Source organism: Actinomycetospora lemnae, assembly GCF_028737315.1.
Taxonomy (GTDB): domain Bacteria; phylum Actinomycetota; class Actinomycetes; order Mycobacteriales; family Pseudonocardiaceae; genus Actinomycetospora; species Actinomycetospora lemnae.
On the sequence record NZ_JAQZAO010000009.1, the window covers coordinates 1 to 25,482 of the forward strand.

At 75.0% G+C, this 25,482-nt stretch carries 19 protein-coding genes; 11 read left to right on the plus strand and 8 right to left on the minus strand.

Annotated features, from left to right (window positions below):
• Nucleotides 1–45: 45 nt before the first annotated feature.
• A complete protein-coding gene (locus tag PGB27_RS20010) occupies nucleotides 46–798 on the minus strand; it encodes an acyltransferase (protein ID WP_274202168.1) in 753 nt (250 codons plus the stop codon).
• Nucleotides 799–823: 25 nt separating this feature from the next.
• Between PGB27_RS20010 and PGB27_RS20015 the strand changes: the two genes are divergently transcribed.
• Genes PGB27_RS20015 through PGB27_RS20025 form a run of 3 tightly spaced genes read left to right on the plus strand, consistent with a single transcriptional unit; the run spans nucleotide 824 to nucleotide 3,227 of the window.
• Nucleotides 824–1,696 carry a ribokinase gene (locus PGB27_RS20015; protein ID WP_274202169.1) on the plus strand — a complete coding sequence of 291 codons (873 nt, stop codon included), beginning with the start codon at nucleotides 824–826 and terminating at the stop codon, nucleotides 1,694–1,696.
• Nucleotides 1,693–2,649, plus strand: a complete 957-nt coding sequence (locus PGB27_RS20020; protein ID WP_274202170.1) for a nucleoside hydrolase — start codon at nucleotides 1,693–1,695, stop codon at nucleotides 2,647–2,649. Before PGB27_RS20015 ends, PGB27_RS20020 begins: the two co-directional genes overlap by 4 nt.
• Nucleotides 2,650–2,657: 8 nt before the next feature.
• Nucleotides 2,658–3,227, plus strand: coding sequence for a DUF5709 domain-containing protein (locus PGB27_RS20025; RefSeq protein ID WP_274202171.1), 570 nt, complete (start codon nucleotides 2,658–2,660; stop codon nucleotides 3,225–3,227).
• A gap of 46 nt (nucleotides 3,228–3,273) precedes the next feature.
• Here the strand turns inward: PGB27_RS20025 and PGB27_RS20030 are convergent, their stop codons facing one another.
• Genes PGB27_RS20030 through PGB27_RS20050 form a run of 5 tightly spaced genes read right to left on the minus strand, consistent with a single transcriptional unit; the run spans nucleotide 3,274 to nucleotide 7,455 of the window.
• Nucleotides 3,274–3,609: a TraR/DksA family transcriptional regulator gene (locus PGB27_RS20030; protein ID WP_274202172.1), complete on the minus strand. Its 336-nt coding sequence runs from the start codon at nucleotides 3,607–3,609 to the stop codon at nucleotides 3,274–3,276.
• A gap of 14 nt (nucleotides 3,610–3,623) precedes the next feature.
• A complete protein-coding gene (locus PGB27_RS20035) occupies nucleotides 3,624–4,868 on the minus strand; it encodes a THUMP-like domain-containing protein (RefSeq protein WP_274202173.1) in 1,245 nt (414 codons plus the stop codon).
• On the minus strand, nucleotides 4,869–5,798 hold the full coding sequence (locus PGB27_RS20040; protein WP_274202174.1) for a class I SAM-dependent methyltransferase: 930 nt from the start codon (nucleotides 5,796–5,798) through the stop codon (nucleotides 4,869–4,871).
• A complete protein-coding gene (locus PGB27_RS20045) occupies nucleotides 5,798–6,577 on the minus strand; it encodes an enoyl-CoA hydratase/isomerase family protein (RefSeq protein ID WP_274202175.1) in 780 nt (259 codons plus the stop codon). Before PGB27_RS20045 ends, PGB27_RS20040 begins: the two co-directional genes overlap by 1 nt.
• A gap of 38 nt (nucleotides 6,578–6,615) precedes the next feature.
• The gene (locus PGB27_RS20050; RefSeq protein WP_274202176.1) at nucleotides 6,616–7,455 is read right to left on the minus strand and encodes an ABC transporter ATP-binding protein; all 840 of its coding nucleotides are present in this window, start codon (nucleotides 7,453–7,455) and stop codon (nucleotides 6,616–6,618) included.
• A gap of 65 nt (nucleotides 7,456–7,520) precedes the next feature.
• Between PGB27_RS20050 and glgX the strand changes: the two genes are divergently transcribed.
• Nucleotides 7,521–9,566: a glycogen debranching protein GlgX gene (gene glgX, locus PGB27_RS20055; protein WP_274202177.1), complete on the plus strand. Its 2,046-nt coding sequence runs from the start codon at nucleotides 7,521–7,523 to the stop codon at nucleotides 9,564–9,566.
• 32 nt (nucleotides 9,567–9,598) lie between these two features.
• On the opposite strand, the gene PGB27_RS20060 is transcribed toward glgX, so the two are convergent.
• Entirely contained in the window at nucleotides 9,599–9,931 is a 333-nt protein-coding gene (locus PGB27_RS20060; RefSeq protein WP_274202178.1) for a GYD domain-containing protein, read from the minus strand.
• A gap of 161 nt (nucleotides 9,932–10,092) precedes the next feature.
• A complete protein-coding gene (glgP, locus tag PGB27_RS20065; protein WP_274202179.1) occupies nucleotides 10,093–12,675 on the minus strand; it encodes an alpha-glucan family phosphorylase in 2,583 nt (860 codons plus the stop codon).
• Nucleotides 12,676–14,985: 2,310 nt separating this feature from the next.
• On the opposite strand from glgP, the gene PGB27_RS20070 reads away from it, so the two are divergent.
• From PGB27_RS20070 to PGB27_RS20100, 7 genes are all read left to right on the plus strand, one after another.
• Nucleotides 14,986–17,094 (plus strand): maltotransferase domain-containing protein, encoded by a 2,109-nt coding sequence (locus PGB27_RS20070; protein WP_274202408.1) that lies wholly within the window; start codon nucleotides 14,986–14,988, stop codon nucleotides 17,092–17,094.
• A 113-nt stretch (nucleotides 17,095–17,207) separates the two neighbouring features.
• The gene (locus PGB27_RS20075) at nucleotides 17,208–17,762 is read left to right on the plus strand and encodes an FxsA family protein (RefSeq protein WP_274202180.1); all 555 of its coding nucleotides are present in this window, start codon (nucleotides 17,208–17,210) and stop codon (nucleotides 17,760–17,762) included.
• 68 nt (nucleotides 17,763–17,830) lie between these two features.
• Nucleotides 17,831–19,633, plus strand: coding sequence for a maltose alpha-D-glucosyltransferase (treS, locus tag PGB27_RS20080; protein ID WP_274202181.1), 1,803 nt, complete (start codon nucleotides 17,831–17,833; stop codon nucleotides 19,631–19,633).
• On the plus strand, nucleotides 19,633–21,093 hold the full coding sequence (locus PGB27_RS20085) for a maltokinase N-terminal cap-like domain-containing protein (RefSeq protein ID WP_274202182.1): 1,461 nt from the start codon (nucleotides 19,633–19,635) through the stop codon (nucleotides 21,091–21,093). The genes treS and PGB27_RS20085 overlap by 1 nt, the downstream gene beginning before the upstream one ends.
• Nucleotides 21,094–21,315: 222 nt before the next feature.
• Entirely contained in the window at nucleotides 21,316–23,553 is a 2,238-nt protein-coding gene (gene glgB, locus PGB27_RS20090; protein ID WP_274202183.1) for a 1,4-alpha-glucan branching protein GlgB, read from the plus strand.
• Between the two features lie 83 nt (nucleotides 23,554–23,636).
• Nucleotides 23,637–25,019, plus strand: coding sequence for a neutral zinc metallopeptidase (locus tag PGB27_RS20095; protein WP_274202184.1), 1,383 nt, complete (start codon nucleotides 23,637–23,639; stop codon nucleotides 25,017–25,019).
• 86 nt (nucleotides 25,020–25,105) lie between these two features.
• On the plus strand, nucleotides 25,106–25,480 hold the full coding sequence (locus PGB27_RS20100) for an AraC family ligand binding domain-containing protein (RefSeq protein ID WP_274202185.1): 375 nt from the start codon (nucleotides 25,106–25,108) through the stop codon (nucleotides 25,478–25,480).
• Nucleotides 25,481–25,482 lie beyond the last annotated feature (2 nt).

Here is a 25,482-nt window from a genome sequence, read left to right on the forward strand (position 1 = left end):
GCCCCGTACGTGAGCGGACTTTCGAGCTATAGCTCGAAAGTCCGCTCACGTGGGGCGCGCCGGTTCCCCCGCCGAGGTCCCGGGAGCGCCCTCGGGCTCGGGAGACGCCACCGCTTGCCCCGCCGCCAGGGCCGTCTTGCGCGCGATGTCGGCGAGGGCCTCGCGCTCGGCGGCCGCGGCCTCGTAGTCCGCCATCCGGTCGCGCACCACGCGCGCCGGGGCGCCCACGGCCACCGACCAGTCCGGCACGTCGCCCCGCACCACCGCGTGCGCGCCCAGCACGCACCCGCGCCCCACCCGCGCGCCGCGCAGCACCGTCACCTTCGTCCCGATCCACGTCTCCGGGCCGATGCGCACCGGCGACTTGACGATCCCCTGGTCCTTGATCGGTGCGTGGACGTCGGCGTAGCGGTGGTCGAAGTCGCAGACGTAGATCCAGTCCGACAGCAGCGTCGCCTCGCCGAACTCGATGTCGAGGTAGCAGTTGATCGTGTTCTCGTTGCCGAACACCGACTTGTCGCCGATGCGCAGCGAGCCCTCGTGGCAGCGCAGGCGGGTGTTGTCGCCGATGTGCACGAAGCGGCCGATCTCGAGCCGCCCGAACCCCTCGCGCGCCTCGAGCCGCACGCCCTTGCCCAGGAACACGAGCCCGTGCAGGACGATGTGCGGCTGGCGCACGCGGACCTTGAGCATCCGCCAGTACCGCACCAGGTAGAACGGCGTCCACGCGCGGTGGCGCACGATCCAGCGCAGCGAGGCCCAGGTGAACAGTCGCGGCTGGCGCGGATCCGACCTCACGGTCTGCAGACCCTACGATCGCCCGGTGTCCCGCCCCGCAGAGAGGCCGACGGAGGGCCTCCCGCCGCGGGTGACCGTCGTCGGCAGCGTCAACCTCGACCTCGTCGCCCGGGTCGACCGCCTCCCGGCCCCCGGCGAGACGCTCACCGCGCACGGCGTGACCCGCGTGCCCGGGGGCAAGGGCGCCAACCAGGCGCTCGCCGCCGCCCGTCTCGGGGGCCGGGTGCGCCTGGTCGCCGCGGTCGGTGACGACCCGCTGGCCGGCGAGGCGCTCACCCTCCTGCGCGCCGGCGGCGTCGACCTCGCCGGCGTCCGCATCAGCGACGACGCCCCGACCGGCACGGCGATGATCCAGGTCGACGACGACGGCGAGACCACGATCGTCATCGACGCCGGCGCCAACGCCACCCTCGCCGTCACCCCCGACGAGCTCGACGCCGACGTGGTGCTCACGGTGCTCGAGGTGCCCGACGAGACCGTGGCCACCGCCATGGCCGCGTCTGCGTTCACCGTGCTCAACGCCGCCCCGGCGCGCCCCGTCGCCGGGGACGTCCTCGCCGGGCTCGACCTGCTCTGCGTCAACGCCGCGGAGTACGGCGAGCTCGCCGCGCACGCCGACCTCGACGACGTCGTCGCCGTCGCGATCACCCACGGCGCAGCCGGGGCCGAGCTGCGCCGCCGGGGCCGGGTCGTCGCGCAGGTCGAGCCGCCGCCGGTGGACGCCGTCGACGGCACCGCGGCCGGCGACGCGTTCACCGCGGCCCTGGCCCTCGGGCTCGCGACGGGACTCGACGACGAGGCGGCCCTGCGCCGCGCCTGCCGGGCCGGCGCGCTCGCCGCCACCCGCGCGGGCGCCCAGCCGTCCCTGCCGACCCGCGACGAGGTGGACGTCCCGTGACGCCGCTGGTCATCGACACCGATCCGGGCGTCGACGACGCGTACGCGATCGTCCTCGCCGCCCGGCACGCCCACGCCGACCTGCGCGCGGTCACCGCCGTCTTCGGCAACGTCGACCTCCCCACCACGACGGCGAACGCGCGCCGCCTGCTCGGGATGCTCGGGCGGGGCGACGTCCCGCTCGGCCTCGGCGCCGAGCGTCCGCTCATCCACCCCGTCTCGCGGCGCGCGGCCGACGTGCACGGCGACGACGGGCTCGGCGGCGTCGCCGAGCGCTTCGGCCCGCTCGGCCCGGAGCCCGCCGGGCGGGCCCTGGACGTCATCGCCGACGTCCTCGAGACGAGCCCCGAGCCCGTCGTCCTCGCCGCGATCGGTCCCCTCACCGACGTCGCGCTGCTGCTCGCCACCCGCCCCGACCTGGCCGAGCGCATCGGGCGGCTCGTCGTCATGGGCGGCTCGATCGGCATCGGCGGCAACGTCAGCGCCGGCGCCGAGTTCAACGTCTGGTCCGACCCCGAGGCGGCGCGGCGCGTCCTGGTCGAGGAGCGGGTGCCGACGACGCTGGTGCCGCTGGACCTCACCCACGCCGTCACCGTCGACCGCGGTTGGCTGGAGACGCTCGCCGCGTCCGGGCCGGTCGGCGAGGCCCTGGCGGCGACGCGCACCGTCTACGGCCGGGGCGAGGCGCTCGGCGTGGACCGGGTCCCGATCCACGACGCGGTCGCCCTGCTCGAGGCGATCGAGCCCGGGACGCTCGCGACGGTGCCGCTGGAGGTCGAGGTCGACACGTCGCTCGGGCCGGCCCGCGGGATGGTGCTCGCCGACCGCCGCGGGCGCACCTCGCCGGGCCGCACCGTCGAGGTCGCGCTGCCCGAGGGCACCGACCTGGACGGAGTGCGTGACGCACTCGCCCGGTGCCTGCGCGACGACATGGTGACCCGCCCCGGCGGGTAGCCGCCCGGATGACCGAGCCCGAGCACAGCGACGAGGTCCCCGAAGAGCCCGACCTGGGCGCGAGCGTCCAACTCGAGTCCGGCGAGACGCTCGACGGCCGGCCCGGCACCGACGGCCTGGACGCCGGCGTCGTGTCCCCGAACCGGCCCTTCGGCCTCGACGACCCCGACACCACGCCCGCGGGGCAGCGCGAGCGCGAGACGCTCGACGAGCGCCTGACCCGCGAGATCCCCGACGACACCGGTGGTGCGGCCACCGCACCCGGCCCCGAGCTCTCCGAGGGCGAGATCGCCTCCGAGGCCGGTCAGGCCCGCAGCGGGCGCCTCACCGCCGCCGAGCCGGACCCCGACCAGGTGCCGGGGCGCTCGCTCGCCGCGGAGGACGCCGGCATCTCCGGCGGCGCCGCGTCCGCGGAGGAGGCCGCGGTGCACGACATCCCCGAGGACGACCTCGTCGACCTCGACGCCACCGAGCAGGCCATCGGCCGCGACCTCGACGAGCAGCTCGAGGGCCCGGAGGTGCGCCTCGACGACGAGGACGTCGACCCGGCGAGCGGTGTGCCCGAGAACCGACTCTGACGGCCACCGCGGCCCCGCGCCTCCGCGGGGCCGCGGTCGGTCCTCACTAGGCCGCGTGCTCCCGGCACGTGTCGGCCTGCGCCCGGGCCTCGAGGCGCTCGTCGTCGATCTGCTGGCCGCAGACGCGGCAGCGTCCCCAGGTGCCCTCGTCGATGCGCGCCAGCGCCGCGTCGATCTCGGCGATCTGGCGCTCGCTCTCGTCGGCGAGGCCCTCGCGCTCCATCGTCTCCTCGACCTCGGAGCCGTAGTCGCCCGGGTGCTGGCCCAGCGCGCCCTCCTGCTGCACGGCCACGGCGGGCTCGTGCTCACGGGACCACGAGCCCATCTCGCGCAGGCGCTCGCGCTCCTCGGTCAGCGAGCGGCGGGCGGTCTCGGCGTCCATCCGGTGGTGCCTCCTCAGGTTCGGTCGGAGGTCGCGGATACCCGGTCGCCGCCCCCGTCCCACACGGCCTCGCACACATAGGCCGCCGGGCCGCTCGCGAGGCGGGCGAGGACGACGGTGGCCTCCTGTGACCCGGCGAGCCGCAGCCGGGGGCGCAGCGCGTTCGGGTCGACGTCCAGACCGCGCACGAGGATCTCGAGGCGCCCGACGTCGCGGCGCCGCAGCGTCGTGCGCAGCGTCTTCTCGCTGTAGCGGCCGTGCTCGAGCACCCGGAACGCGCGGACGCCCGGCGGCGGCGCGTCGCCGGAGAGGTAGGCGAGGTGCTCGTCGAGGCGCCACAGCCCGTGCCGCGCGCCGTACTGGCGCACCAGGCCCGCGCGGACCACCGCGCCGTCGGGGTCGACGATCCACGCGCCGGCCGGGGCGACGGGGCAGTCGTCGTCCTCGGCGTCGGTGACCGCGAAGCCGGCGCCCCGGCTGGAGACCACCGTGGCCCGGCGCCGCGTCGTGGCGAGGCCCGCGGACCAGAGCGCCGCCTCCCGCACCCGCCCGTCGAGGCTGACGAGCTCGACCTCGGCCGCCCAGGGCACCAGCGCCGGGTCGAGGCCCGGGGCCGTCGAGACGACGAGATCGTGGCTGGCGGTGTCAGCGAAGTGCCGTCGCTGACACCCAGTGTCCGTATCGGTACTTCGATCACCGAGGACTGTGGCGGCGAGCTGGTCCAGCGGCGGGGCGAAGTCGGCGGGGCGCCAGGTGCGGCGGCCGGCGGCGGTGCGGCGGGCGGGGTCGGCGACGAGCACCGTGTCCCGCGACGGTGGGGCCAGCGCGTCGGCGCGCACCAGCGGCACGCCCGGCACGTTGACGCGCGCCATGGCCAGGCGCACGGGGTCGAGGTCGGAGCCCACGACCCGCCGGGCCACCCCGGACAGCGCGTGCAGCTCCGCCCCCACCGAGCAGGTCACGTCGTGCACGTCGCGCCCCGCGAGCCGGGCGGCGCGGTGCGCGGCGACCGGCGCCGCGGTGGCCTGCTCGGCGGCGTCGGCGGTGAGCAGCCAGCCGTCGGGCACCCGGCCCCGGGCGCGGTCCTGCAGCAGCGCCGTCTCCAGCACCGGCGCGGCCCGCTCACCCAGCCGTGCTCGCAGCGTCTGCACCGCCCGGAGACGATCAGCAGAGACCAGCGGCGCCGCCCCCGCGACGGCGTCGCGCCCGGCGTCCGAGGCCAGGAACACGACGTCGTCGAGGGTGAAGGCGTAGGCCACCTAGACGCGGACGGGGTCCGCCGGCCGCACCCCGGTGACCAGGGCGTTGTAGAACAACGACCGCGGCACGACGCGTGCCAGGCGCGCGTCCAGCCACGACAGCCGCTGCCAGGTGCGGTAGGCGAACATCGCCCAGCCCATGCCCAGCTTCTCCGGCGGCACCGCGGCCTCGAAGGTGCGCACCGGCCAGCCGAACACCGCCGCCGTGAGCTCCTCGGTGGCGACGCGGACGTCCACCGCGCCGGCGGCGTGGGCGTAGCGCTCGAGGCGGTCGGGGTCGAACACGTGCTGGTCGACCACCGCCTCCAGCGCCGCCGCGCGCGACGACTCGTCGAGCTCGGTCTGCGGGCGCAGCCACGACGACGGGGCGAGGCGGGTCGTCGCCCACCACGTCGCCTGCCCGAGCTTGCGGGCGTAGAGGTCGCCGATCCGCGTCGGCTCGCCCGCGAACACGAACCGCCCGCCGGGCTTGAGCACCCGCAGGATCTCCCGGAACGCCTGGTCGAGGTCCGGGATGTGGTGCAGCACGGCGTGCCCGACGACGAGGTCGACCGACGCGTCGGGCACCGGGATCGTCTCGGCGTCGGCCACGCGGCCCTCGACGTCGAGGCCCAGGTCGGCCGCGTTGCGCGTCGCGACCTCGACCATGCCCGGCGACAGGTCGGTGACCGTGCCCCGCCGGGCGATGCCGCCCTGCATGAGGTTGAGCAGGAAGAACCCGGTCCCGCAGCCCAGCTCGAGCGCGTGGTCGAACGGCCCCGCGTCCCCGGCGACCGCGCGGAAGCGGTCCACCGCGAACGTCGTGCAGCGCTCGTCGAACGAGATCGACCACTTCTCGTCGTAGCTGTCCGACTCCCAGTCGTGGTAGAGGACGTTGGCGAGCTTCGGGTCCTCGCGGGCGGCGTCGACCTCGGCCTGTGACGGAGCCATCAACGCCCCAGGAACTGGGCCTTGCCGGGCCCGTTCTCGACGAACGACCGCATGCCGATCGTCTGGTCCTCGGTGCCGAACAGTGCCGCGAACACCTCGGACTCGAACGCCAGCCCGTCGCGCAGGTCCATGTCCATGCCGCGGTCGATGGCCGCCTTGGCCGCCGCGAGCGCGCGGCTCGGACCGTTGGCGAACTGCTCGGCCCAGGCCCGGGCGCGGCCGTAGACCTCGTCGGCGGGCACGACCTCGTCGACCAGGCCCATCTCCAGGGCCTCGGCGGCCTTGACGAAGCGGCCGGTGAAGATGATGTCCTTCGCCTTCGCCGGCCCGACGAGGCGCGTGAGGCGCTGGGTGCCGCCGCCGCCGGGGATGATCCCGAGCAGGATCTCCGGCTGGCCGACGGTCGCGTTGTCGCCGGCGATGCGCCGGTCGCAGGACAGCGCCACCTCGAAGCCGCCGCCCAGCGCGTAGCCGGTGATCGCGGCGACCACGGGCTTGGGGATCTCCGAGACCGCGCCGAAGCCCCGCGAGAGCTGGTGGGTGCGCTCGGCCATCTCGGAGTAGGTCATGTCGGCCATCTCCTTGACGTCCGCGCCGGCCGCGAGCGTCTTCTCCCCGCCGTACACGACCACCGCGCGCACGTCGGAGCGGCTGGTCGCCTCCGTCGCGACCTCCACCAGCTCGTCCTGCACCTGGCGGTTGATCGCGTTCATCGGGGGGCGGTCCAGGCGGATGGTGCCCACCCCGCCGTCCACCTCGAGCCGCACGAACTCCGTCACCGAAGAGCCTCCTCGATCAGGGTCGGTCCCGGCGGACCCTATCGCCGGAACGCGGTGAAGCGACGCCGCCGGCTCGTGAGCTCGAGCGGCTGCCCGAACGTCGCCGAGATGTTCTCGGAGGTCATGACGTCGTCGAGCAGGCCCTGCGCGACGACACGGCCCTCGCGCAGCAGCATCGCGTGGCTGCAGTTCGGCGGGATCTCCTCGACGTGGTGGGTGACCATCACCGTCGCGGGCCCGTCCGGGTCGGCGGCCAGCTCGGTGAGCAGCTCGACGAGGTCCTCGCGGGCGCCGAGGTCGAGGCCCGCGGCCGGCTCGTCGAGCAGCAGCAGCTCGGGATCGGTCATGAGCGCGCGCGAGAGCAGCACGCGCTGGCGCTCGCCGGTCGAGAGCGTGCCGTAGCGCCGTCCCGCGAGGCCCGCGACGCCCATGACCTCGAGCAGCCCGGACGCGCGCCGGTCGTCCTCGGGGTCGTAGCGCTCGCGCCAGGTCCCGAGGACGCCGTAGCCCGCGCTGCGCACGACGTCGTGCACGGTCTCGTCGGGCGGCACGCGGCCGGCCAGGCTCGCGGACGCGAGGCCGATGCGGGGGCGCAGCTCGAAGACGTCGACGCGGCCGAGGCGCTCGCCCAGCAGGTCGACGGTGCCCGTCGTCGGGTGCATCTCGGCCGCCGCGAGGCGCAGCAGCGTGGTCTTGCCGGCGCCGTTGGGACCCAGCACCGCCCAGCGCTCGTCGAGCTCGACGGTCCAGTCGAGGTCGGCGAGCAGGTCGGTGCCGCTGCGGCGCACCCCCACCCCGGCCAGGCGGATCACCGTGTCGGCATCGGCTCCGTCGGCGGTGCTGGCTCCGCTGCGCTCCGGCTGGGTCACGGCCGCCATCCTGACGGATCCCGGACGGTCGACGGGCGACGGGCCGCCCCTCCATCGGGCACGATGCCCGTCCGATGCCCACCACCGCTCCCCGCCCCGGTGCCCACCTCGACGGCGACCAGCTGCGCGTCCACGTCCCGGCCGCGCCCACCGCCGAGGCGGTGGAGCTCTGCCTGCTCGCCGACGGCACCGAACGGCGGGTCGAGCTGCGCCGCGCGGGCGACGGGTGGTGGCGTGGAGAGGCCGACGGGGTGACGATCGGCACGCCGTACGGCCTGCGCGTGCACGGTCCCTGGGACCCCGCGCGGGGCGTGCGCACCAACCCGGCGAAGCTGCTCGTCGACCCGTGGGCGCGCCGCGTGGAGGGGAAGGTCACGTCGCTGGAGGTCGCGCGCCCGTTCGCCGGGTCCGACCCGTTCGGCGCCCGGCGTGACGATCGCGACTCCGCCGGCGTGGTGCCGCACGCGGTCGTCGCCGCCCCGCTCGACGACGCCGCCGTGCCGCGCCCGCGGGTGCCGTGGGCGGACACGGTGATCTACGAGACCCACGTCCGCGACCTGACGATGCGCCACCCCGACGTCCCCGCCGAGCTGCGCGGGACCTACGCGGGCGTCGCGCACCCCGCCGTCGTCGACCACCTCGTCGCGCTCGGCGTCACCACCGTCGAACTGCTGCCCGTGTTCGCCCACGCCGACGAGCCCTCGCTGCTGGCCCGCGGGCGCGCCAACCACTGGGGCTACTCGACGCTCGCCTACCTCGCCCCGCAGCCGCGCTACGCCGCGACGCCGGGCCGCGAGGTCGAGGAGTTCCGCGCGATGGTGGCGACGCTGCACGCCGCGGGCCTCGAGGTCGTGCTCGACGTCGTGTTCAACCACACCTGCGAGGGCGGCGCCGACGGGCCGTCGCTGTCGTGGCGCGGGCTCGACGCCGGCGGCTGGTACGCCCTCGACGCCCGCGGTCACGACGTCGACCTCACCGGCTGCGGCAACACCCTCGACCCCGCCTCACCGCTCGTGCGCGGGCTCGTCCTGGACTCGCTGCGGTACTGGGTGACGACGATGGGCGTCGACGGCTTCCGCTTCGACCTGGCCTCGACGCTGGGACGCCCGCACGGCGGGGCCTTCGACGCGGCGTCGCCGTTGCTCGCGGAGATCGTCGGTGACCCGGTGCTCGCCGACGTCAAGCTCATCGCCGAGCCCTGGGACGCGACCGGCGAGGGCTACCGGGTCGGCGGGTTCGGGCCGGGCTGGGCGGAGTGGAACGGGCGCTTCCGCGACGACGTCCGCGACTTCTGGCGGGGTCACGGGCCCCTGTCGGCGATCGTGACGCGCGTCGCCGGCTCGTCGGACCTGTACTGGCCGGCGCGCACCCCGGCGGCGTCGGTCAACTTCGTCACCGCGCACGACGGCTTCACCCTCGCCGACCTCGTCTCCTACGAGCGCAAGCACAACGAGGCCAACGGCGAGCAGGGCCGCGACGGCACCGACGACAACCGCTCGGCCAACCACGGCGTCGAGGGCCCCACGGCCGACCCGGCGATCCTCGGGCTGCGGGCGCGCCAGTCCCGCAACCTGCTCACGACGCTGCTCCTCTCGGCGGGCACCCCGATGCTGCTGGGCGGCGACGAGCTGGGCCACACGCAGCACGGCAACAACAACGTCTACTCGCTGGACGACGAGACCTCGTGGCGCTCGTGGGACGACCCGGTGCTCGTCGACTTCGTCGCCCGCGCGCTCGCGCTGCGCCGCGCCACCCCCGCGCTGCGGCGCACCGACTTCTTCTACGGCCGCGAGGACACCGACCCCGACGGCGCCGTCCCGGACATCGCGTGGCTGCACGCCGACGGCCGCGAGCTCACCGAGCCCGACTTCCACCACCACGGCCAGACGCTGGTCGTGCGCATCGACGGCGACCGGGCGCTGCTGCTCGTCCTGCACGCCGGCCGCGGGCCCGTCGACGTCCTGCTGCCCGACGCGTTCGGGGACACGGCCTGGGTGCCGGTGCTCGACCCCGGCACGCCCGGCGGCGCGCCGCCGTCCTCGGAGCCCCTGCCGGCCGGGACGGCCCTCGCCGTCCCGGCCCACACGGCCCTGGTGCTGCGCGCGACGCCGCGGGGGTAGGCGGCGACGCCGGGGCGGGTCGCGGCCGCGCCTCAGTCCCCGGGACGCCGGTACGCGCTGCGCGCGGTGTCCGCGGTGTCGAGCACGCCCGGGAGATCGCCGGCGGCCAGGAGCTGCTGGGTCCGCAGGGACGAGAAGGCCCCGGAACTGTTCACGGCGAGGGACAGGGCGGCGGCGGCGGACGCGTCGGGCACGTCGAACAGCACCATGCCGTCGTCCTCACCGAGCATGTACCAGAGCCCGTCGAGCCGCCCTCCCACGCCCTCGACGAGCTCGCGGACGGCTTCGGTGCGGTCGGCGGGTTTCGTGAGCAGCGCGGCCCAGGTCTGCGGGGTGTACGAGAAGAACAGGGCGAACTCGGGCATGGCTCCTCCACTCCGTCTCGACGAGTCGTCGTCGGAGTGTGGGCGCCGGGGACGGGCCGGGTCAGTACGTGGATGTACGTACTCCCCCCGCCCGCCCGGCGCCCTCCGGCGGCGCGGCGTCACCCGGCCGCACGCGCGGTCGGTGGTGGGCCGGGCGGCGCCTACGCCGGCAGCACCACGCGCCCGAGCTCGGCCGGCGCGGCCAGCAGGTCGTGGCGGGGCAGCACGCGCACGGTGTAGCCCAGGACGCCCGCGTGGGGCAGGGCCACGACGGCCTCGAAGCGGTGCGACCCGTCGTGCCCGGCGCCGATCGGCTCCATCGGCTGGACCGTGGACTCGCTGAGCTCGTCGGCGTCGTCGGCACGGCCCACGACGGCCTGCACGAGGACCTCGTCCGGGCTCAGCCCGCCCAGCGCCACCTCGGCGCGGACGGTCATCGGCGCGCCCAGCACCGGGGTGTCGGCACCGCCGGACGCGTCGACCTCGGCCACCGCGACCGACGACCACGCCGCGTCGAGCCGGGCGCGGTAGGTCGCGAGCTCCTTGGCGCCGGCGAAGCCGTCGGCCACCACGCGCGCCGCCGACCGGGCCGCCGGGGCGTACCACTGCTCCACGTAGTCGGTGACCATCCGCGTCGCCTGCACCTTGGGCGACAGGGTCGCGAGCGTGTGGCGCACGAGCGAGGTCCAGCGGTCGGGCACGCCGTCGGCGCCGCGGTCGTAGAACAGCGGGGCGACCTGGCTGCCCAGCAGCTCGTAGAGGGCGTTGGCCTCGATGTCGTCGCGCCGCTCGGGGTCGTCGACGCCGTCGGCGGTGGGGATCGCCCAGCCGTTGCGGCCGTCGTAGAGCTCGTCCCACCAGCCGTCGCGCACCGACAGGTTCAGCCCGCCGTTGAGCGCCGACTTCATCCCCGACGTCCCGCACGCCTCGAGCGGACGGAGCGGGTTGTTCAGCCAGACGTCGCAGCCCCAGTAGAGGTAGCGCGCCATCGACATGTCGTAGTCGGGCAGGAACGCGATGCGGTGGCGCACGCCGTGGTCGTCGGCGAACCGGACCATCTGCTGGATGAGCCGCTTGCCGGCCTCGTCGGCGGGGTGCGACTTGCCGGCGATCACCAGCTGCACCGGACGCTCGGGGTCGAGCAGCAGCGAGCGCAGGCGCTCCTGGTCACGCAGCATCAGCGTCAGGCGCTTGTAGGTCGGCACGCGGCGGGCGAAGCCGATGGTGAGGACGTCCGGGTCGAAGACGCGCTCGGTCCACGCGAGCTCGGGCTCCGACGCGCCGCGCTGCAGCCACGACGCCTTCACCCGGCGGCGGACCTCCTCGACGAGCCGGCGCCGCAGCGTCCCGCGCATCTCCCAGAGCAGCGCGTCCGAGACGCCGAACAGCTCCGGGCTCCCGGCCGCCTCGGCGCCCGCGGTCAGCCCCGCGATCTCGCGAGCGGTCCAGGTCGGGCCGTGGACGCCGTTGGTCACCGAGCCGATCGGCACCTCCGGGGCGTCGAACCCGCCCCAGAGCTGCTGGAACATCCCGCGCGAGACCTCGCCGTGCAGCTGCGAGACGCCGTTGCTGCGCTGCGCGAGCCGCAGGCCCATGTGCGCCATGTTGAACATGTCGCCGGACGGCTCCCGGCCCAGCGAGAGGACCCGCGCCGGCTCGATGCCCGGGAGCATGTCGGCGGTGAAGTAGTGCTCGACCAGCCCGACCGGGAAGCGGTCGATGCCGGCGGGCACCGGCGTGTGCGTGGTGAAGACGGTGCCGGCGCGGACGGTGGCCAGCGCCTGGTCGAAGTCGAGGCCCGCGTCCCCTCCTCCCGTCGCTCCGCTCCCCCCGGCGACGAGCTCGCGGATGCGCTCGAGGCCCAGGAAGCCCGCGTGCCCCTCGTTGGTGTGGAAGACCTCGGGCGCCGGGTGGCCGGTCAGGTCGCAGAACGCGCGCACCGCCCGCACCCCGCCGATGCCGATGAGGATCTCCTGGCGGATGCGGTGCTCGGCGTCGCCGCCGTAGAGGCGGTCGGTGACCTGGCGCAGGTCGGGGTCGTTCTCCTCGATGTCGGCGTCGAGCAGCAGCAGCGGCACGCGGCCCACCGACGCCTGCCACACCCGCGCCCGCAGCGTGCGACCGCCGGGCATCGCGACGCCGACCAGCACCGGCGTACCCGCCGCGTCGGCGAGCAGGTGCAGCGGCAGGCCCTGCGGGTCGAGCGCGGGGTAGTGCTCCTGCTGCCACCCGTCGAGCGACAGCGACTGGCGGAAGTATCCGGATCGATACAGCAGCCCGACGGCGATCAGGGGCACCCCGAGATCGCTCGCGGCCTTGAGGTGGTCGCCGGCGAGGATGCCGAGGCCGCCCGAGTAGTTCGGCAGGACCTCGCTGACGCCGAACTCCATGGAGAAGTAGCCGATGGCCGTCGGCAGGCCCTGGTCCGTGTCGGAGGAACGCCTGGCCTGCCCCTGGTACCAGCGGGGCTCGCGCAGGTAGGTGCGGAGATCCTCGGCGCGCTCCTGCACCCGGCCGACGAAGTCGGCGTCCTCGGCGAGCTCGGCCAGGCGCTGCGGGCGCACCTCGCCGAGCAGCCGGACGGGGTCGCCGCCGGCGGCCCGCCAGGCCGCCTCGTCGACGCCGGCGAAGAGGTCCTGCGTGGGGCCGTGCCAGGTCCAGCGCAGGTTCATGGCGAGCTCCTGCAGCGGCGCGAGGGCGGCCGGGAGCTGGGCGCGGACGGAGAAGCGACGCAGAGCCTTCACGCGCTGAGAGCCTACGGCTCGACCCCCGACGCGCCGTGCGCCGCCCACCTCCCCTGGATCGATCCCATGACTACGCTGCGTCGCGTGAGCGCGCTGGGGAGATGGTGGCGGGTCGGACGACGGTCGAGTGAGGCGCAGACGGCTCCCGGCGAGCCGCCGGAGGCGCGCCGCGACCGCACCGGTGAGCAGCCGGTCGTCGGTTCCGACGGGGCCAGCGCCCCGGCGTTCGAGGAGGAGTACCCGCCCCGCTACGACCCCCGCACGGCCGACCGTCGCGCGCCCCGCCCGGCCCCGCGCGGCGAGGTCACGACGGGCACGCCCTCGGGCTGGTTCCGGCGCCGGCGCGGCTGGGGGTCCGCCGACGACGTCGAGGTCGGACCGCCGCCGCCCCCGGACGCGCGGCCGCACGGCCCGACGACCGGTCCCTTCCCGGTGCCCGGCCGCGCCACCGGCCCCTCCTCCGGACCGTTCCCGGTGCCCGGCCGCGCGACCGGCCCGTCCTCCGGTCCCTTCGCCGCGGCCGAGCGCCCCACCGGACCGGTGTCCGGACCGTTCCCGGCGCCCGGCCACGGCCCGCGCGAGCACTCCGGCGGCTTCCCCGCGCCCGGCGCCGTCGCCCCGTCCGGACCGTTCGCCTCGCCGGACCCCGCCGACCACCCCTCGCCCGGCGCCATGACCCCGCCGCCCGGGTTCCGCGCCGTCGGGGCCGACGCGCCCGACCTCGACGCCCACGGCCCCACCCCGTCCCTGCCGCCGTGGCGCCGTCCCGCGACCCCGCCGTGGGGCATCGCCACCGGTCGCCCCGGCACCGCCTCCCGCCGCCCCGCCGCATCGAACCCGCCCGTTCCGGGTAGCGGACGCGACATGAGCTCGTCGTCGGACCGCGACCCCGACCAGGCGTCCTGGCGCGCGGCCCCACCGACCGCACCGCCCGGCTCCGGGCCGCGCCTCGGGACCGGTGGGGCCGCGCCCTCCCGTCCCGCCGGCACCCACGCCGACGGCACCGAGCGCTCCGACGCGTCCGGCACCGAGCGCTCCGAAGCATCCGGCACCGAGCGCTCCGGCACCGAGCGCTCCGACGCCTCCGGCACCGACCGCGCCGCCCGCCCGGCGGCGGCCGGACCTGCCGGCGCCGTGCCGCCCGCCTCGGACCCGTCGTGGTTCACCCCGCGTACGCCGTACGCCCCGATCCCGAACGGTGCGGCCCGCGCGGACAGCCCCGCCGACGGCCCGGACGACATCCCGGACGACATCCCGGACGACAGCGGCGACCCGGCACCGACCGGCCTCACCGACGACGAGCCGACCGGCACCGCGGTCGTCGCGGGCGACCTCGGCGGCGAGGCGGCCGCCACCGGTCCGGACACCCCGACCGGCGACGACCCCGACCCCGTCGGTCGCCCGACCAGCGCCCGACCGGACACCTCGGTCGACACCCCGCTCGGCACCAGCACCCCGAGCGCGACCTCGGCGGATGCCGCGGCTCCGTCGCCCGACGACCGGGACGACGTCGCCACGAGCACGGGCAGCTCGGGCAGCACCGAGGACACCGCCGCCGCCGGCGCCGCGGGACTCGGGGCTGTCGGTGCCGTCGGTGCCGTCGGGGCCGCCGCGGCCTCCGGCGGCGGGTCCTCCGAGGGGTCGGCACCCGCTCGCGACACCAGCGCCACCAACGCCACCAGTGCCGGCGAGACCGGTGCCGGCGACGTCGCCGACCGGCCTTCCACCTCGCCGACCGTGTCCTCGGGGCACGGCTCGACCCCGCCGTCCCCGACCGCCGCGCCGAGCAGCAGCACGACCAGCACCCCGAGCAGCACCCCGAGCAGCACCCCGAGCAGCACCCCGAGCAGCACCGTCTCCGACGACGACCCGCTCGGCGTCGGCCCGGTCACGGTCGACCCGGACGCCTACGTCCACAGTCTCGCCCCGGACACGCCCGGTGACACGCCCGGCGGCACGCCTCGCGACACCCCGAGCGGCACCACCAGCGACTCCCGGGTCGGCGCCCCGCGCGCCGAGGTCCCGGCGTCGGACGTGTCGACGGCTCCCGGCGGCCCGATCGGCGACCCGGCCCGCGGCGGCGACGCCCCCGGCGACGTCACCGCACCCGACCCCACCGCACCCGACCCCACCGGCGCCGATGTCCCGGCCGAGGAGCCCGCGGGCGCGCCGTCCACCGACCCGGGCACGGTCGCCCCGGCCGCCACGGCCCCGGCCCCGCCGGAGAGCGCCGGCACGAGCACCACCACCACGAGCACCACCACGAGCACCACCACCCCGAGCACCACCACGGCGGACACCGCCGCGGCGATCGACCGCCACCGCCTCCCCCAGGGCCGGATCGGGATCGACGAGGTCACCCCGGAGGTCTCGGGCGGGCGGTTCCCGTCGAAGGCCGTGGTGGGCGAGGTCGTGCCGGTCAGCGCGCTGGTGTGGCGCGAGGGCCACGACGCGGTGGCGGCGACGGTCGTCTGGCAGCGCTGCGGCGTCGCCAGCCACGGCCAGCACCCCGACGCCACGATCCCCTGCGGCGACGAGGCCCCGCGCAGCATGCGCATGGCGCCGACGGGGCCGCTGACCGACCGGTTCGCCGGCCAGGTCGTCCCGGACGCCGAGGGGCTGTGGAGCTTCCGCGTCGACGCGTGGGGCGACCCGTGGGCGACGTGGCGGCACGCCGTCGACGTCAAGACCCGCGCCGGGCAGGGCGCGTCGGAACTCGCCAACGACCTCGAGACCGGTGCCCGGATCCTCGAGCGCGGCGCGGACGGCATCCAGCAGCGCCTGCGCGACACCCCGCCGGTCGACGACGACCCGGTCAGCGAGCGCACCGGCGGGATCGCCATGCCGCCGGCGCTCGAGCTCGCGCACACGCTCACCCGGGCCGCCGAGCTCCTCCGCGACACCGACCGGGAACTCCCCGACCGCCTCGGCCTCGCGCTGTCGGAGCCGGTGCACCGGACGATGACCGAGCACCCGGTCCGCGAGCTCGTGACCCAGGGCGAGACCCACCACGTCCAGGTCGAGCGCTCGCTCGCGCTGGCCGGCGCCTGGTACGAGTTCTTCCCGCGCTCGACCGGCGGGTGGGACGCCGACGGCAAGCCGGTGCACGGCACCTTCGCCACCGCGACCCGCGAGCTCGACCGCGCCGCCGCCATGGGCTTCGACGTCGCGTACCTGCCGCCGATCCACCCGATCGGCACGGTCAACCGCAAGGGGCCGAACAACACCCTGACCCCGGGCCCGGACGACGTCGGCTCCCCGTGGGCGATCGGGTCGGCCGCGGGCGGGCACGACGCCATCGACCCGGACCTCGGCACGATCGAGGACTTCGACGCCTTCGTCGCGCACGCCCACGACCTGGGGCTCGAGGTGGCGCTCGACCTCGCGCTGCAGTGCGCGCCGGACCACCCGTGGGCCACGGAGCACCCGGAGTGGTTCACGATCCAGCCCGACGGGACGATCGCGTACGCGGAGAACCCGCCGAAGAAGTACCAGGACATCTACCCGATCAACTTCGACAACGACCCCGACGGCATCTACGCCGAGGTCCTGCGGATCGTCCTGTACTGGATGGAGCACGGGGTCCGCGTCTTCCGGGTCGACAACCCGCACACCAAGCCGCCGGACTTCTGGAACTGGCTCATCGCCGAGGTGCACCGCCGCGACCCGGGCGTGGTGTTCCTCGCCGAGGCGTTCACGCGCCCGGCCAGGCTGTTCGGGCTCGCGAAGGCCGGGTTCAGCCAGTCCTACACGTACTTCACGTGGCGCACGGGCCGCGACGAGCTGCGCGAGTTCTTCGAGATGCACCGCGACCGGCTCGACGAGTGCCGACCGAACTGCTTCGTCAACACCCCGGACATCCTCCACGAGTCGCTGCAGGTCGGCGGCCCGGGCATGTTCGCGCTGCGGGCGGCGCTGGCCGCCACGCTCTCGCCGAGCTGGGGCGTCTACTCGGGCTTCGAGCTCTTCGAGCACCAGCCGGTCCGGCCCGGCAGCGAGGAGTACCTGGACTCCGAGAAGTACCAGCTGCGCCCGCGCGACTTCGCCGGCGCGCTCGCCGAGGGGCGCAGCCTCGAGCCGTGGATCACGCGGCTCAACCAGCTGCGCCGCGACCACCCGGCGCTGCGCCAGCTGCGGACGCTGCGGTTCCACGAGACCGACAACGACGCGCTGCTCGCCTACTCCAAGACCGACCCGCAGACCGGCGACACCGTGCTCTGCGTCGTCACCCTCAATCCGTTCGGCGTCGAGGAGGGCACGGTCCACCTCGACATGCCGGCGCTGGGCCTGGAGTGGTACGACCGGTTCGGCGCGTTCGACGAGGTCAGCGGCCAGACCTTCGAGTGGGGCGAGACGAACTACGTGCGCATCGAGCCGTGGCGCGACGTCTGCCACATCATCTCGGTGGTGCGCCGGTAGGGAGCCGCCGGACCCTGTGGGGGTGCTGAGAACCGGACGGATCGGGCACCATCCCGGGCACGATCCGGCTCCGGTGCGCGTTGGACCGGTCGAGAGCCCCTCGGGAGGTCGGAATGCGCATCCTCGTCGCCCTGGCGGTCTACCTGGCCGTCGAGATCACGGTGCTGGTCCTGGTGGGCCAGGCCGTCGGCTTCTGGGGCCTGCTCGCCGTGCTCGTCGTGTCGGCGGTGGTCGGCGCCTGGGCGATCAAGCGGGAGGGCCGGCGGTCGATGACGGCCCTGGTCGACGCGGCCCGGCGGGGCCGGCCGGCCGAGGCCGAGGTCGCCGACGGGATGTACGTCGCGCTCGCGGGCGTCCTGCTCGTCGTGCCCGGCCTGCTGTCGACGCTCGCCGCGCTCGTGCTGCTGGTGCCGCCGGTGCGCCGCGCGCTCGCCCGCAGTGCCGCCGCCCGCGCCGTGCGGGCCGGCAGCGCGCGGATGGGTCCGACGGTCACCGTCGTCGGCGTCGGCGGCCCCGCGTGGGGCCCGCGTCCCGCGCCGGGCCAGGACCGGCTCGGCCGGTACCCGCACCGCGGCACCGTCGTCGATGGCCAGGTCATCGAGGGCCAGGTCATCGAGGGGGAGGTCATCGAGAGCCGGGACGGTCGCGACGGCCGGGACACCCCCTGAGTGGACCTGCGCGTCGTTGCCCGACCGGTGCGGCGAGTCACCGCGCCCGACCACTAGCGTGACGGCTGATGAACGAGGGAGTCAGCGCCGGCATCGCCGCCGCACCGATCGACGAGGACCACGTCCGCGACGTCACCGAGGACCACGGCGCCTCGGCCGTCGAGGAGCCCAGCGCCGACGACTTCCGACATGCGCGCACGCTTCCGGTCGAGGACGACTGGTACAAGCGGGCGGTCTTCTACGAGGTGCTGGTCCGCGCGTTCGCCGACTCCAACCGCGACGGCTTCGGTGACCTCAACGGCCTCACCGACAAGCTCGACTACCTCGCCTGGCTCGGCGTCGACTGCATCTGGCTGCCGCCGTTCTACGACTCCCCGCTGCGCGACGGCGGTTACGACATCCGCGACTACCGCAAGGTGCTGCCCGAGTTCGGGACGGTGGCGGACTTCGTCGAGTTCCTCGACCAGGCGCACGCACGCGGCATCCGCGTCATCACCGACCTGGTCATGAACCACACGTCGGACCAGCACCACTGGTTCCAGGAGTCGCGCCGCGACCCCGAGGGGCCCTACGGCGACTTCTACGTCTGGTCCGACGACGACACGCGCTACTCCGAGGCGCGGATCATCTTCGTCGACACCGAGTCGTCGAACTGGACCTACGACCCGCTGCGCGGCCAGTTCTACTGGCACCGTTTCTTCTCCCACCAGCCCGACCTCAACTTCGACAACCCCGCCGTGTGCGAGGCGATGCTCGACGCGCTGCGGTTCTGGCTGGACCTGGGGATCGACGGCTTCCGGCTCGACGCGGTGCCCTATCTCTACGAGCGCGAGGGCACGAACGGCGAGAACCTCCCGGAGACCCACGCGTTCCTCAAGCGGTGCCGCAAGGTCGTCGACGACGAGTACCCGGGCCGCGTCCTGCTCGCCGAGGCGAACCAGTGGCCCGCCGACGTCGTCGAGTACTTCGGCGACCCGGCCGTCGGCGGCGACGAGTGCCACATGGCGTTCCACTTCCCGCTGATGCCGCGCATCTTCATGGCGGTCCGGCGGGAGTCGCGGTTCCCGATCTCGGAGATCCTGGCGCAGACGCCGGAGATCCCGTCGAACGCGCAGTGGGGCATCTTCCTGCGCAACCACGACGAGCTGACGCTCGAGATGGTCACCGACGACGAGCGTGACTACATGTACGCGGAGTACGCCAAGGACCCGCGGATGAAGGCCAACATCGGCATCCGCCGCCGACTGGCCCCGCTGCTCGACAACGATCGCAACCAGCTCGAGCTGTTCACGGCGATGCTGCTCTCCCTGCCCGGCAGCCCCGTCCTGTACTACGGCGACGAGATCGGGATGGGCGACAACATCTGGCTCGGCGACCGCGACGGCGTGCGCAGCCCGATGCAGTGGACGCCCGACCGCAACGCCGGGTTCTCCACCTGCGACCCGGGCCGGCTCAACCTGCCGATCATCATGGACCCGGTCTACGGCTACCAGGCGGTGAACGTCGAGGCGCAGTCCAACTCGACGGCGAGCCTGCTGCACTGGAACCGCCGGATGATCGACATCCGCAAGCAGCACCCCGCGTTCGGGCTCGGCAACTTCCACGAGCTGGGCGGGTCGAACCCGAGCGTGCTCGCCTACGTGCGCGAGCACGTCGACGCCGACGGGTTCCGCGACCTGGTGCTCTGCGTGAACAACATGTCCCGCTTCCCCCAGCCGGTCGAGCTCGACCTCATCGCCTGGAAGGGCTGCGTGCCCACGGAGCTCACGGGGGGTGTGCCGTTCCCGGCGATCGGGGAACTGCCGTATCTGCTGACGCTGCCAGGACACGGGTTCTACTGGTTCGCGATCCACGAGGCCGAGGAGCGCTGATGCCCGCCACGAGCTCGCCCGACGGACCCCCCGGTACCGGTGACCCCCTCGCCGGCCTCCACGACGCCCTGCTGGCGTGGCTGCCCACGCAGCGCTGGTTCCCCGCCAAGGGGCGCCGGATCGCCGGTCTGCGCACGGTGGCCCACAGCGTGGTCTCCACGCCGGAGGAGTCGCCGACGGTCGAGCACGCGGTGATCGGGGTGTCGTTCTCGGATGCCGCGGGGGGCAGCGCCGAGGAGCGCTACCAGCTGGTCCTCGGCGCCCAGGCGGGCCCGCCCGCGGAGGTCGAGCACGCCGTCATCGGACGGCGGCCGGGTCCCGACGGGCGCGACGAGGTCGTCTACGACGGCCTGGCCGACGGTCGGATCAGCCGCCTGGTGCTCTCGCTCATCGTCGAGAACCAGACGCGCGGGCCGCTGCGGTTCGTCGCCGAGCCCGACACCGAGGCGCCGATCGTGGGGCCCGGGCGGCCGCTGATCGGCGAGCAGTCGAACAGCTCGGTGATCTACGGCGAGCGCGCCATCATGAAGCTCTTCCGGCGGGCGACGGCCGGGCTCAACCCGGACCTCGAGCTCCACCGGGCGCTGCGCCGCCAGGGCAGCCACGAGGTCGCGCCGCTGCTCGGGGCCGTCGAGGGCGAGCTCGACGGCGAGCCGATGACCGTCGCGATGCTCCAGGGCTACGCGTCCAACTCCGCCGACGGCTGGTCGATGGCGCTCGCGAGCGTCCGCGACCTGCTCGCGGAGGCCGACCTGCGCGCCGACGAGGTCGGCGGCGACTTCGCGGGCGAGGCGCACCGCATCGGCAAGACCGTCGCGGCCGTGCACCTCGAGCTGGCCGCCGCGCTGGGTACGCACCCGCTCGACGCCCGTGCCGCGTCCGAGATCGAGGCGTGGATGCTCGACCGCCTCGACCGTGCCGCGGAGGCCGTCCCAGGGGTCGCCGAGCAGCGCGACGCGATCGCCGACGTCCTGCGCGGCGTCACCGCGGCCGAGCCGTCGACCCTGCAGCGCATCCACGGCGACCTGCACCTGGGGCAGGAGCTGCGCACGCCCACCGGCTGGCTCGTCATCGACTTCGAGGGCGAGCCGTCGAAGTCCCTGGCCGACCGGGTGCGCCCCGACTCCCCCATGCGCGACGTCGCCGCGATGCTGCGCTCCTTCGACTACGCCGCGTTCCACCAGCTCGCCGAGTGGGAGCAGTCCGCGGACGACCCCGACCCGCAGCTCGAGCGGCGCGCGCAGGAGTGGGCCGACCGCAACCGCGCGGCGTTCTGCGACGGCTACACCGAGGTCACCGGCACCGACCCCCGCGACGCCCCCGAGCTGCTGCGGGCCTACGAGCTCGACAAGGCCGTCTACGAGGTGCTCTACGAGACCCGCAACCGGCCGAGCTGGGTGTCGATCCCGCTGCGCTCCATGCGGCGGCTGCTGACCCCGGCGGGGCGGGGCGAGCGCTGAGCGGGGCCGCCCCGAGCGGCACGCGCTGAGCGCCACGAAAGGCCCCGGCGCGGCCCGCGATCACCGAGGCGATCGTGGGTACCTGTCTCGGTGACGCCGACCGCCCCGGCCGCCCCGGCCGCCCCACCGACGCCCGGGACGACCCGAGTACGGTCGACCGACCTCGGCGCGGTCGGCGTCCGACAGGTCCGTCTCGCAGCAGGAGCAGCAGGAGTGGTGCACATGTCCGTCCCCGGCAGCCGAGTCCGCGGGGCCGCCTCGCCGGCTCCCTCGGACCTGGACGTCCACCTCCTCATGGAGGGCTCGCACCGCGACCCGCACAGCGTGCTGGGCCCCCACCGCGACCCCGAGTCGTCGGGCACCGTCGTGGTCCGCGCGCTGCGTCCCGGCGCGGACGCGGTCGACGTCGTCGTCGAGGACGGCCCGACCGCCGGGCGCTACCCGCTCGTCGAGGTGCACGCGGCCGGGGTCTTCGCGGCCGGCGTGCCCGGCCCGCTGCCGCGCTACCGGCTCGCGACCCGCTACACCGACCCCGCGACGGGCGACACCGTCGAGGTGATCGCCGACGACCCGTACCGCTTCTCCCCGGTCCTCGGGCCCGTCGACCTGCACCTCATCGGCGAGGGCCGCCACGAGCGCCTGTGGGACGCCCTGGGCGCCCACCACCGCAGCTGGCCGACCCCGTCCGGGACGGTCGAGGGCACCTCGTTCACCGTCTGGGCACCGCACGCGCGCGGTGTGCGCGTCGTCGGCGACTGGGACCGCGAGCACGGTAGCTGGGAGGGCGTGTCGACGCCGATGCGGTCGCTCGGCTCGGGCGTCTGGGAGATCTTCCTGCCCGGCGTCGAGCCCGGCGCCCGCTACCGCTTCCACATCCTCTCGCCGGACGGGCACTGGCTGGACAAGGCCGACCCGATGGCGTTCGCCGCGGACCTGCCGCCCACACCCGCCTCGGTCGTCACCACCTCGACCCACGAGTGGGGCGACCAGGAGTGGATGACGCGGCGCGCCGCGTCGGCGCCGCACGCCGAGCCGATGAGCGTCTACGAGCTGCACCTCGGCTCGTGGCGCCAGGGCCTCGGCTACCGGGAGCTCGCCGAGGAGCTCGTCGCGTACCTCACCGAGACCGGCTTCACCCACGTCGAGCTCCTCCCGGTCGCCGAGCACCCGTTCGGCGGGTCGTGGGGATACCAGGTCAGCTCGTACTACGCGCCGACCTCGCGCTTCGGCACCCCGGACGACTTCCGCTACTTCGTCGACCGCCTGCACCAGGCGGGCATCGGCGTGATCGTCGACTGGGTGCCGGCGCACTTCCCCAAGGACAGCTGGGCGCTGGCCCGCTTCGACGGGACGCCCTGCTACGAGCACGGCGACCCGCGCCGCGGCGAGCAGCTCGACTGGGGCACGCTCGTGTTCGACTTCGGGCGCTCGCAGGTGCGCAACTTCCTCGTCGCCAACGCCCTGTTCTGGCTCGACGAGTTCCACATCGACGGCCTGCGCGTGGACGCCGTCGCCTCGATGCTCTACCTCGACTACTCGCGCACCGAGTGGACGCCCAACCGCTACGGCGGCCGGGAGAACCTCGAGGCGGTGTCGTTCCTCCAGGAGGTCAACGCCACCGTCTACAAGAACCACCCGAGCGCGGTGACGATCGCCGAGGAGTCGACGGCCTGGCCGGGCGTCACGCGGCCCACCCACCTCGGGGGCCTCGGCTTCGGGTTCAAGTGGAACATGGGCTGGATGCACGACACGCTCGACTACATCGGGCGCGACCCCGTGCACCGCGGGTTCCACCACAACCAGATGACGTTCTCGATGACCTACGCGTACAGCGAGAACTACGTGCTGCCGCTCTCGCACGACGAGGTCGTGCACGGCAAGGGCTCGCTGTGGACGCGCCAGCCCGGCGACGACGACCGCAAGGCCGCGGGCGTGCGGGCGCTGTTCGGCTACATGTGGGCGCACCCGGGCAAGCAGCTGGTCTTCATGGGCGGCGAGTTCGGCCAGGTCCGCGAGTGGTCCGAGGAGCGCTCGCTGGACTGGGAGCTGCTCGACGACCCCCGCCACGGCGGGCTGCGCCGGCTCGTCTCCGACCTCAACGCCGTCTACCGGTCACTGCGCCCGCTCTACGAGCTCGACAACGACCCGGCCGGCTTCTCCTGGATCGACGCCAACGACGCGGGCGGCAACGTGCTGTCCTTCCTTCGCCAGGACCGCGACGGCAACGCGGTGGCGGTCCTCGCGAACTTCTCGGGCGTCGACCACCCGAACTACCGGGTCGGGCTGCCGCAGACGGGACGGTGGCGCGAGGTCGTCAACACCGACGCCGACGTCTACGGCGGGCGCGGGGTCGGCAACTACGGGGCCGTCATCGCGTCCTCGCGCAGCTGGCACGGGCGCCCGGCGTCGGCCGAGGTCACCCTGCCCGCCTCCGGCGTTCTGTGGCTCGCGCTGGGGTGAGGGCCTCGGCTCCACCGGCCACGCCCCCACCGGCCCCGCGGATCGGTACCCGCGCCGCACACGTCCGGGGCATGATGTCGGCCGTGCGGGGGAAGCTCGGGCGGGCGCTGGTCGTGACGTGTGCGGTGCTGGCGGTGCTCGTGACGTCGGCGTGCGCGTTCCCCGTCGACGGGCGGGCGATCGCGGGACCGGAGGTCACCGCGGGCACCGACCCGTCGTTCATCGGCGGCACCGACGGCGGCGAGGAGGACCGGCTCGCCGCGGCGACGCTGCGCGACCTCGAGGGCTTCTGGGGCGAGGCGCTCCCGGCGCTCTCCGGCGGCCAGCCGTTCCGCCCGCTGGCCGGCTACTACTCGGTCGACCCCGCGGCCCGGAACGCCGCCGTGCCGTGCCTGCAGAACCCGCGCGAGGTCGAGGGCACCGCCTTCTACTGCCCGCGCTCGGACATCATCGCCTGGGACCGGGCCCAGCTCCTGCCGCAGCTGCGGCGCGACTTCGGGGACGCGGCCGTCGTCGTCGTCCTCTCCCACGAGTTCGGGCACGCCGTGCAGGGCCGCCTCGACCGCACCGGGGCGCTCGCGGGTGCGCCGACGATCCTCCTCGAGGCCCAGGCCGACTGCTACGCGGGCGTGTTCCTGCGCAAGGTGCGCGACGGCGCCCTGCCCGACCTGCGCACCGGCGCGGGCGGCATCGACGGCGCGATGGGCGCGCTCATCGGGTTCCGCGACCCGGTGGGCACCTCGCCGCGCAACGCCCAGGCGCACGGCAACGCGTTCGACCGTGTCTCGTCGTTCCAGGACGGCTTCGACGGCGACCCGGCGGTGTGCGCGGCGATGGGCACCGACCGGGTGTTCACCCAGCAGGCCTTCCGCTCGCAGGCCGACGAGAGCTCCGGCGGCAACCTCGGGCTCGCGCCGCTGATCGAGGCGATGGTGCCCGACCTCGACCGCTGGTTCGGCGAGGAGGTCCGGCGCCGCGGCGCGCAGTGGACTCCCCCGACCACCGAGCGCGGCCAGGCGCAGTGCCCGGATGCCGACGAGCCGGTGCAGGGCCCCGTGGCGTGGTGCGCGCCGGCCGGGGGCGCGCCGTCCTCGGTGCACATCGACACCACCGGCGACCTGCCGGGCGACCACGCCCGCATCGGCGACTACGCCACCGGCACCCTGCTCGCGTCCCGCTACGGCGCCGCCACCCTCGCCGCCCTGGGCCGGCCCACCACCGGCGCCGAGGGCGGGCGCGCGGCGCTGTGCCTCGCCGGGGCCTACAGCGCCGCCGTGGGCACCACCAACAACGCCTTCGCCCTCTCTCCCGGCGACCTCGACGAGTCGGTGACGCTGCTGCTGCGCGAGGACTTCCCCGCCCGCGGCACCGACGGCGTCGCCTCCGCCGGCACGGGCTACGAGCGCATCCGCGTCTTCCGCGCCGGGGTCACCGGCGGCTCGGACGCCTGCCTGCGCGGGGTCTGAGGCGAGAGATGGGGCGAACGCCCCATGCTCCCGGGCCCCGCCCGTCCCTAGCCTCCCGGGACGGCCCGAGCAACCAGGAGGCGGCCATGTCGAAGGTCTCGAAGGACAGCGCGGCGACGGTGGAGGACATCGGCGTCGGCGAGGTGCACGAGGACGTGGTGGACGGGTACGAGATCAGCTTCCTCGACCTGCGGGAGGCCGCGGACCTCGCGCCCCTGCTCACCGGGTTGCCCGACGACCGCTGCCCCTGCCCGCACTGGGGCTACGTGACCGACGGGGAGCTGACGTTCACCTTCGCGGACCGCGTCGAGGTCTTCCGCCGGGGCGACGCGTTCTACACCCCGCCGGGCCACACCCCGCGCGTCGCGGCGGGCACGTCGTGGGTCATGTTCAGCCCGGCCGAGGAGGTGGCCCGGGTGAACGAGGTGATCGCGCGGAACACGGCGCGACAGAGGGCGTGAGC

Coding starts and splice junctions, on each gene's coding strand:
- PGB27_RS20050 (WP_274202176.1), bottom strand. CDS start 7,455: ATGGCGGCCGTGACCCAGCCGGAGCGCAGCGGAGCCAGCACCGCCGAC.
- PGB27_RS20085 (WP_274202182.1), top strand. CDS start 19,633: ATGCCCGCCACGAGCTCGCCCGACGGACCCCCCGGTACCGGTGACCCC.
- PGB27_RS20030 (WP_274202172.1), bottom strand. CDS start 3,609: ATGGACGCCGAGACCGCCCGCCGCTCGCTGACCGAGGAGCGCGAGCGC.
- PGB27_RS20100 (WP_274202185.1), top strand. CDS start 25,106: ATGTCGAAGGTCTCGAAGGACAGCGCGGCGACGGTGGAGGACATCGGC.
- PGB27_RS20025 (WP_274202171.1), top strand. CDS start 2,658: ATGACCGAGCCCGAGCACAGCGACGAGGTCCCCGAAGAGCCCGACCTG.
- glgX (WP_274202177.1), top strand. CDS start 7,521: ATGCCCACCACCGCTCCCCGCCCCGGTGCCCACCTCGACGGCGACCAG.
- PGB27_RS20060 (WP_274202178.1), bottom strand. CDS start 9,931: ATGCCCGAGTTCGCCCTGTTCTTCTCGTACACCCCGCAGACCTGGGCC.
- glgB (WP_274202183.1), top strand. CDS start 21,316: ATGTCCGTCCCCGGCAGCCGAGTCCGCGGGGCCGCCTCGCCGGCTCCC.
- treS (WP_274202181.1), top strand. CDS start 17,831: ATGAACGAGGGAGTCAGCGCCGGCATCGCCGCCGCACCGATCGACGAG.
- PGB27_RS20075 (WP_274202180.1), top strand. CDS start 17,208: ATGCGCATCCTCGTCGCCCTGGCGGTCTACCTGGCCGTCGAGATCACG.
- PGB27_RS20040 (WP_274202174.1), bottom strand. CDS start 5,798: ATGGCTCCGTCACAGGCCGAGGTCGACGCCGCCCGCGAGGACCCGAAG.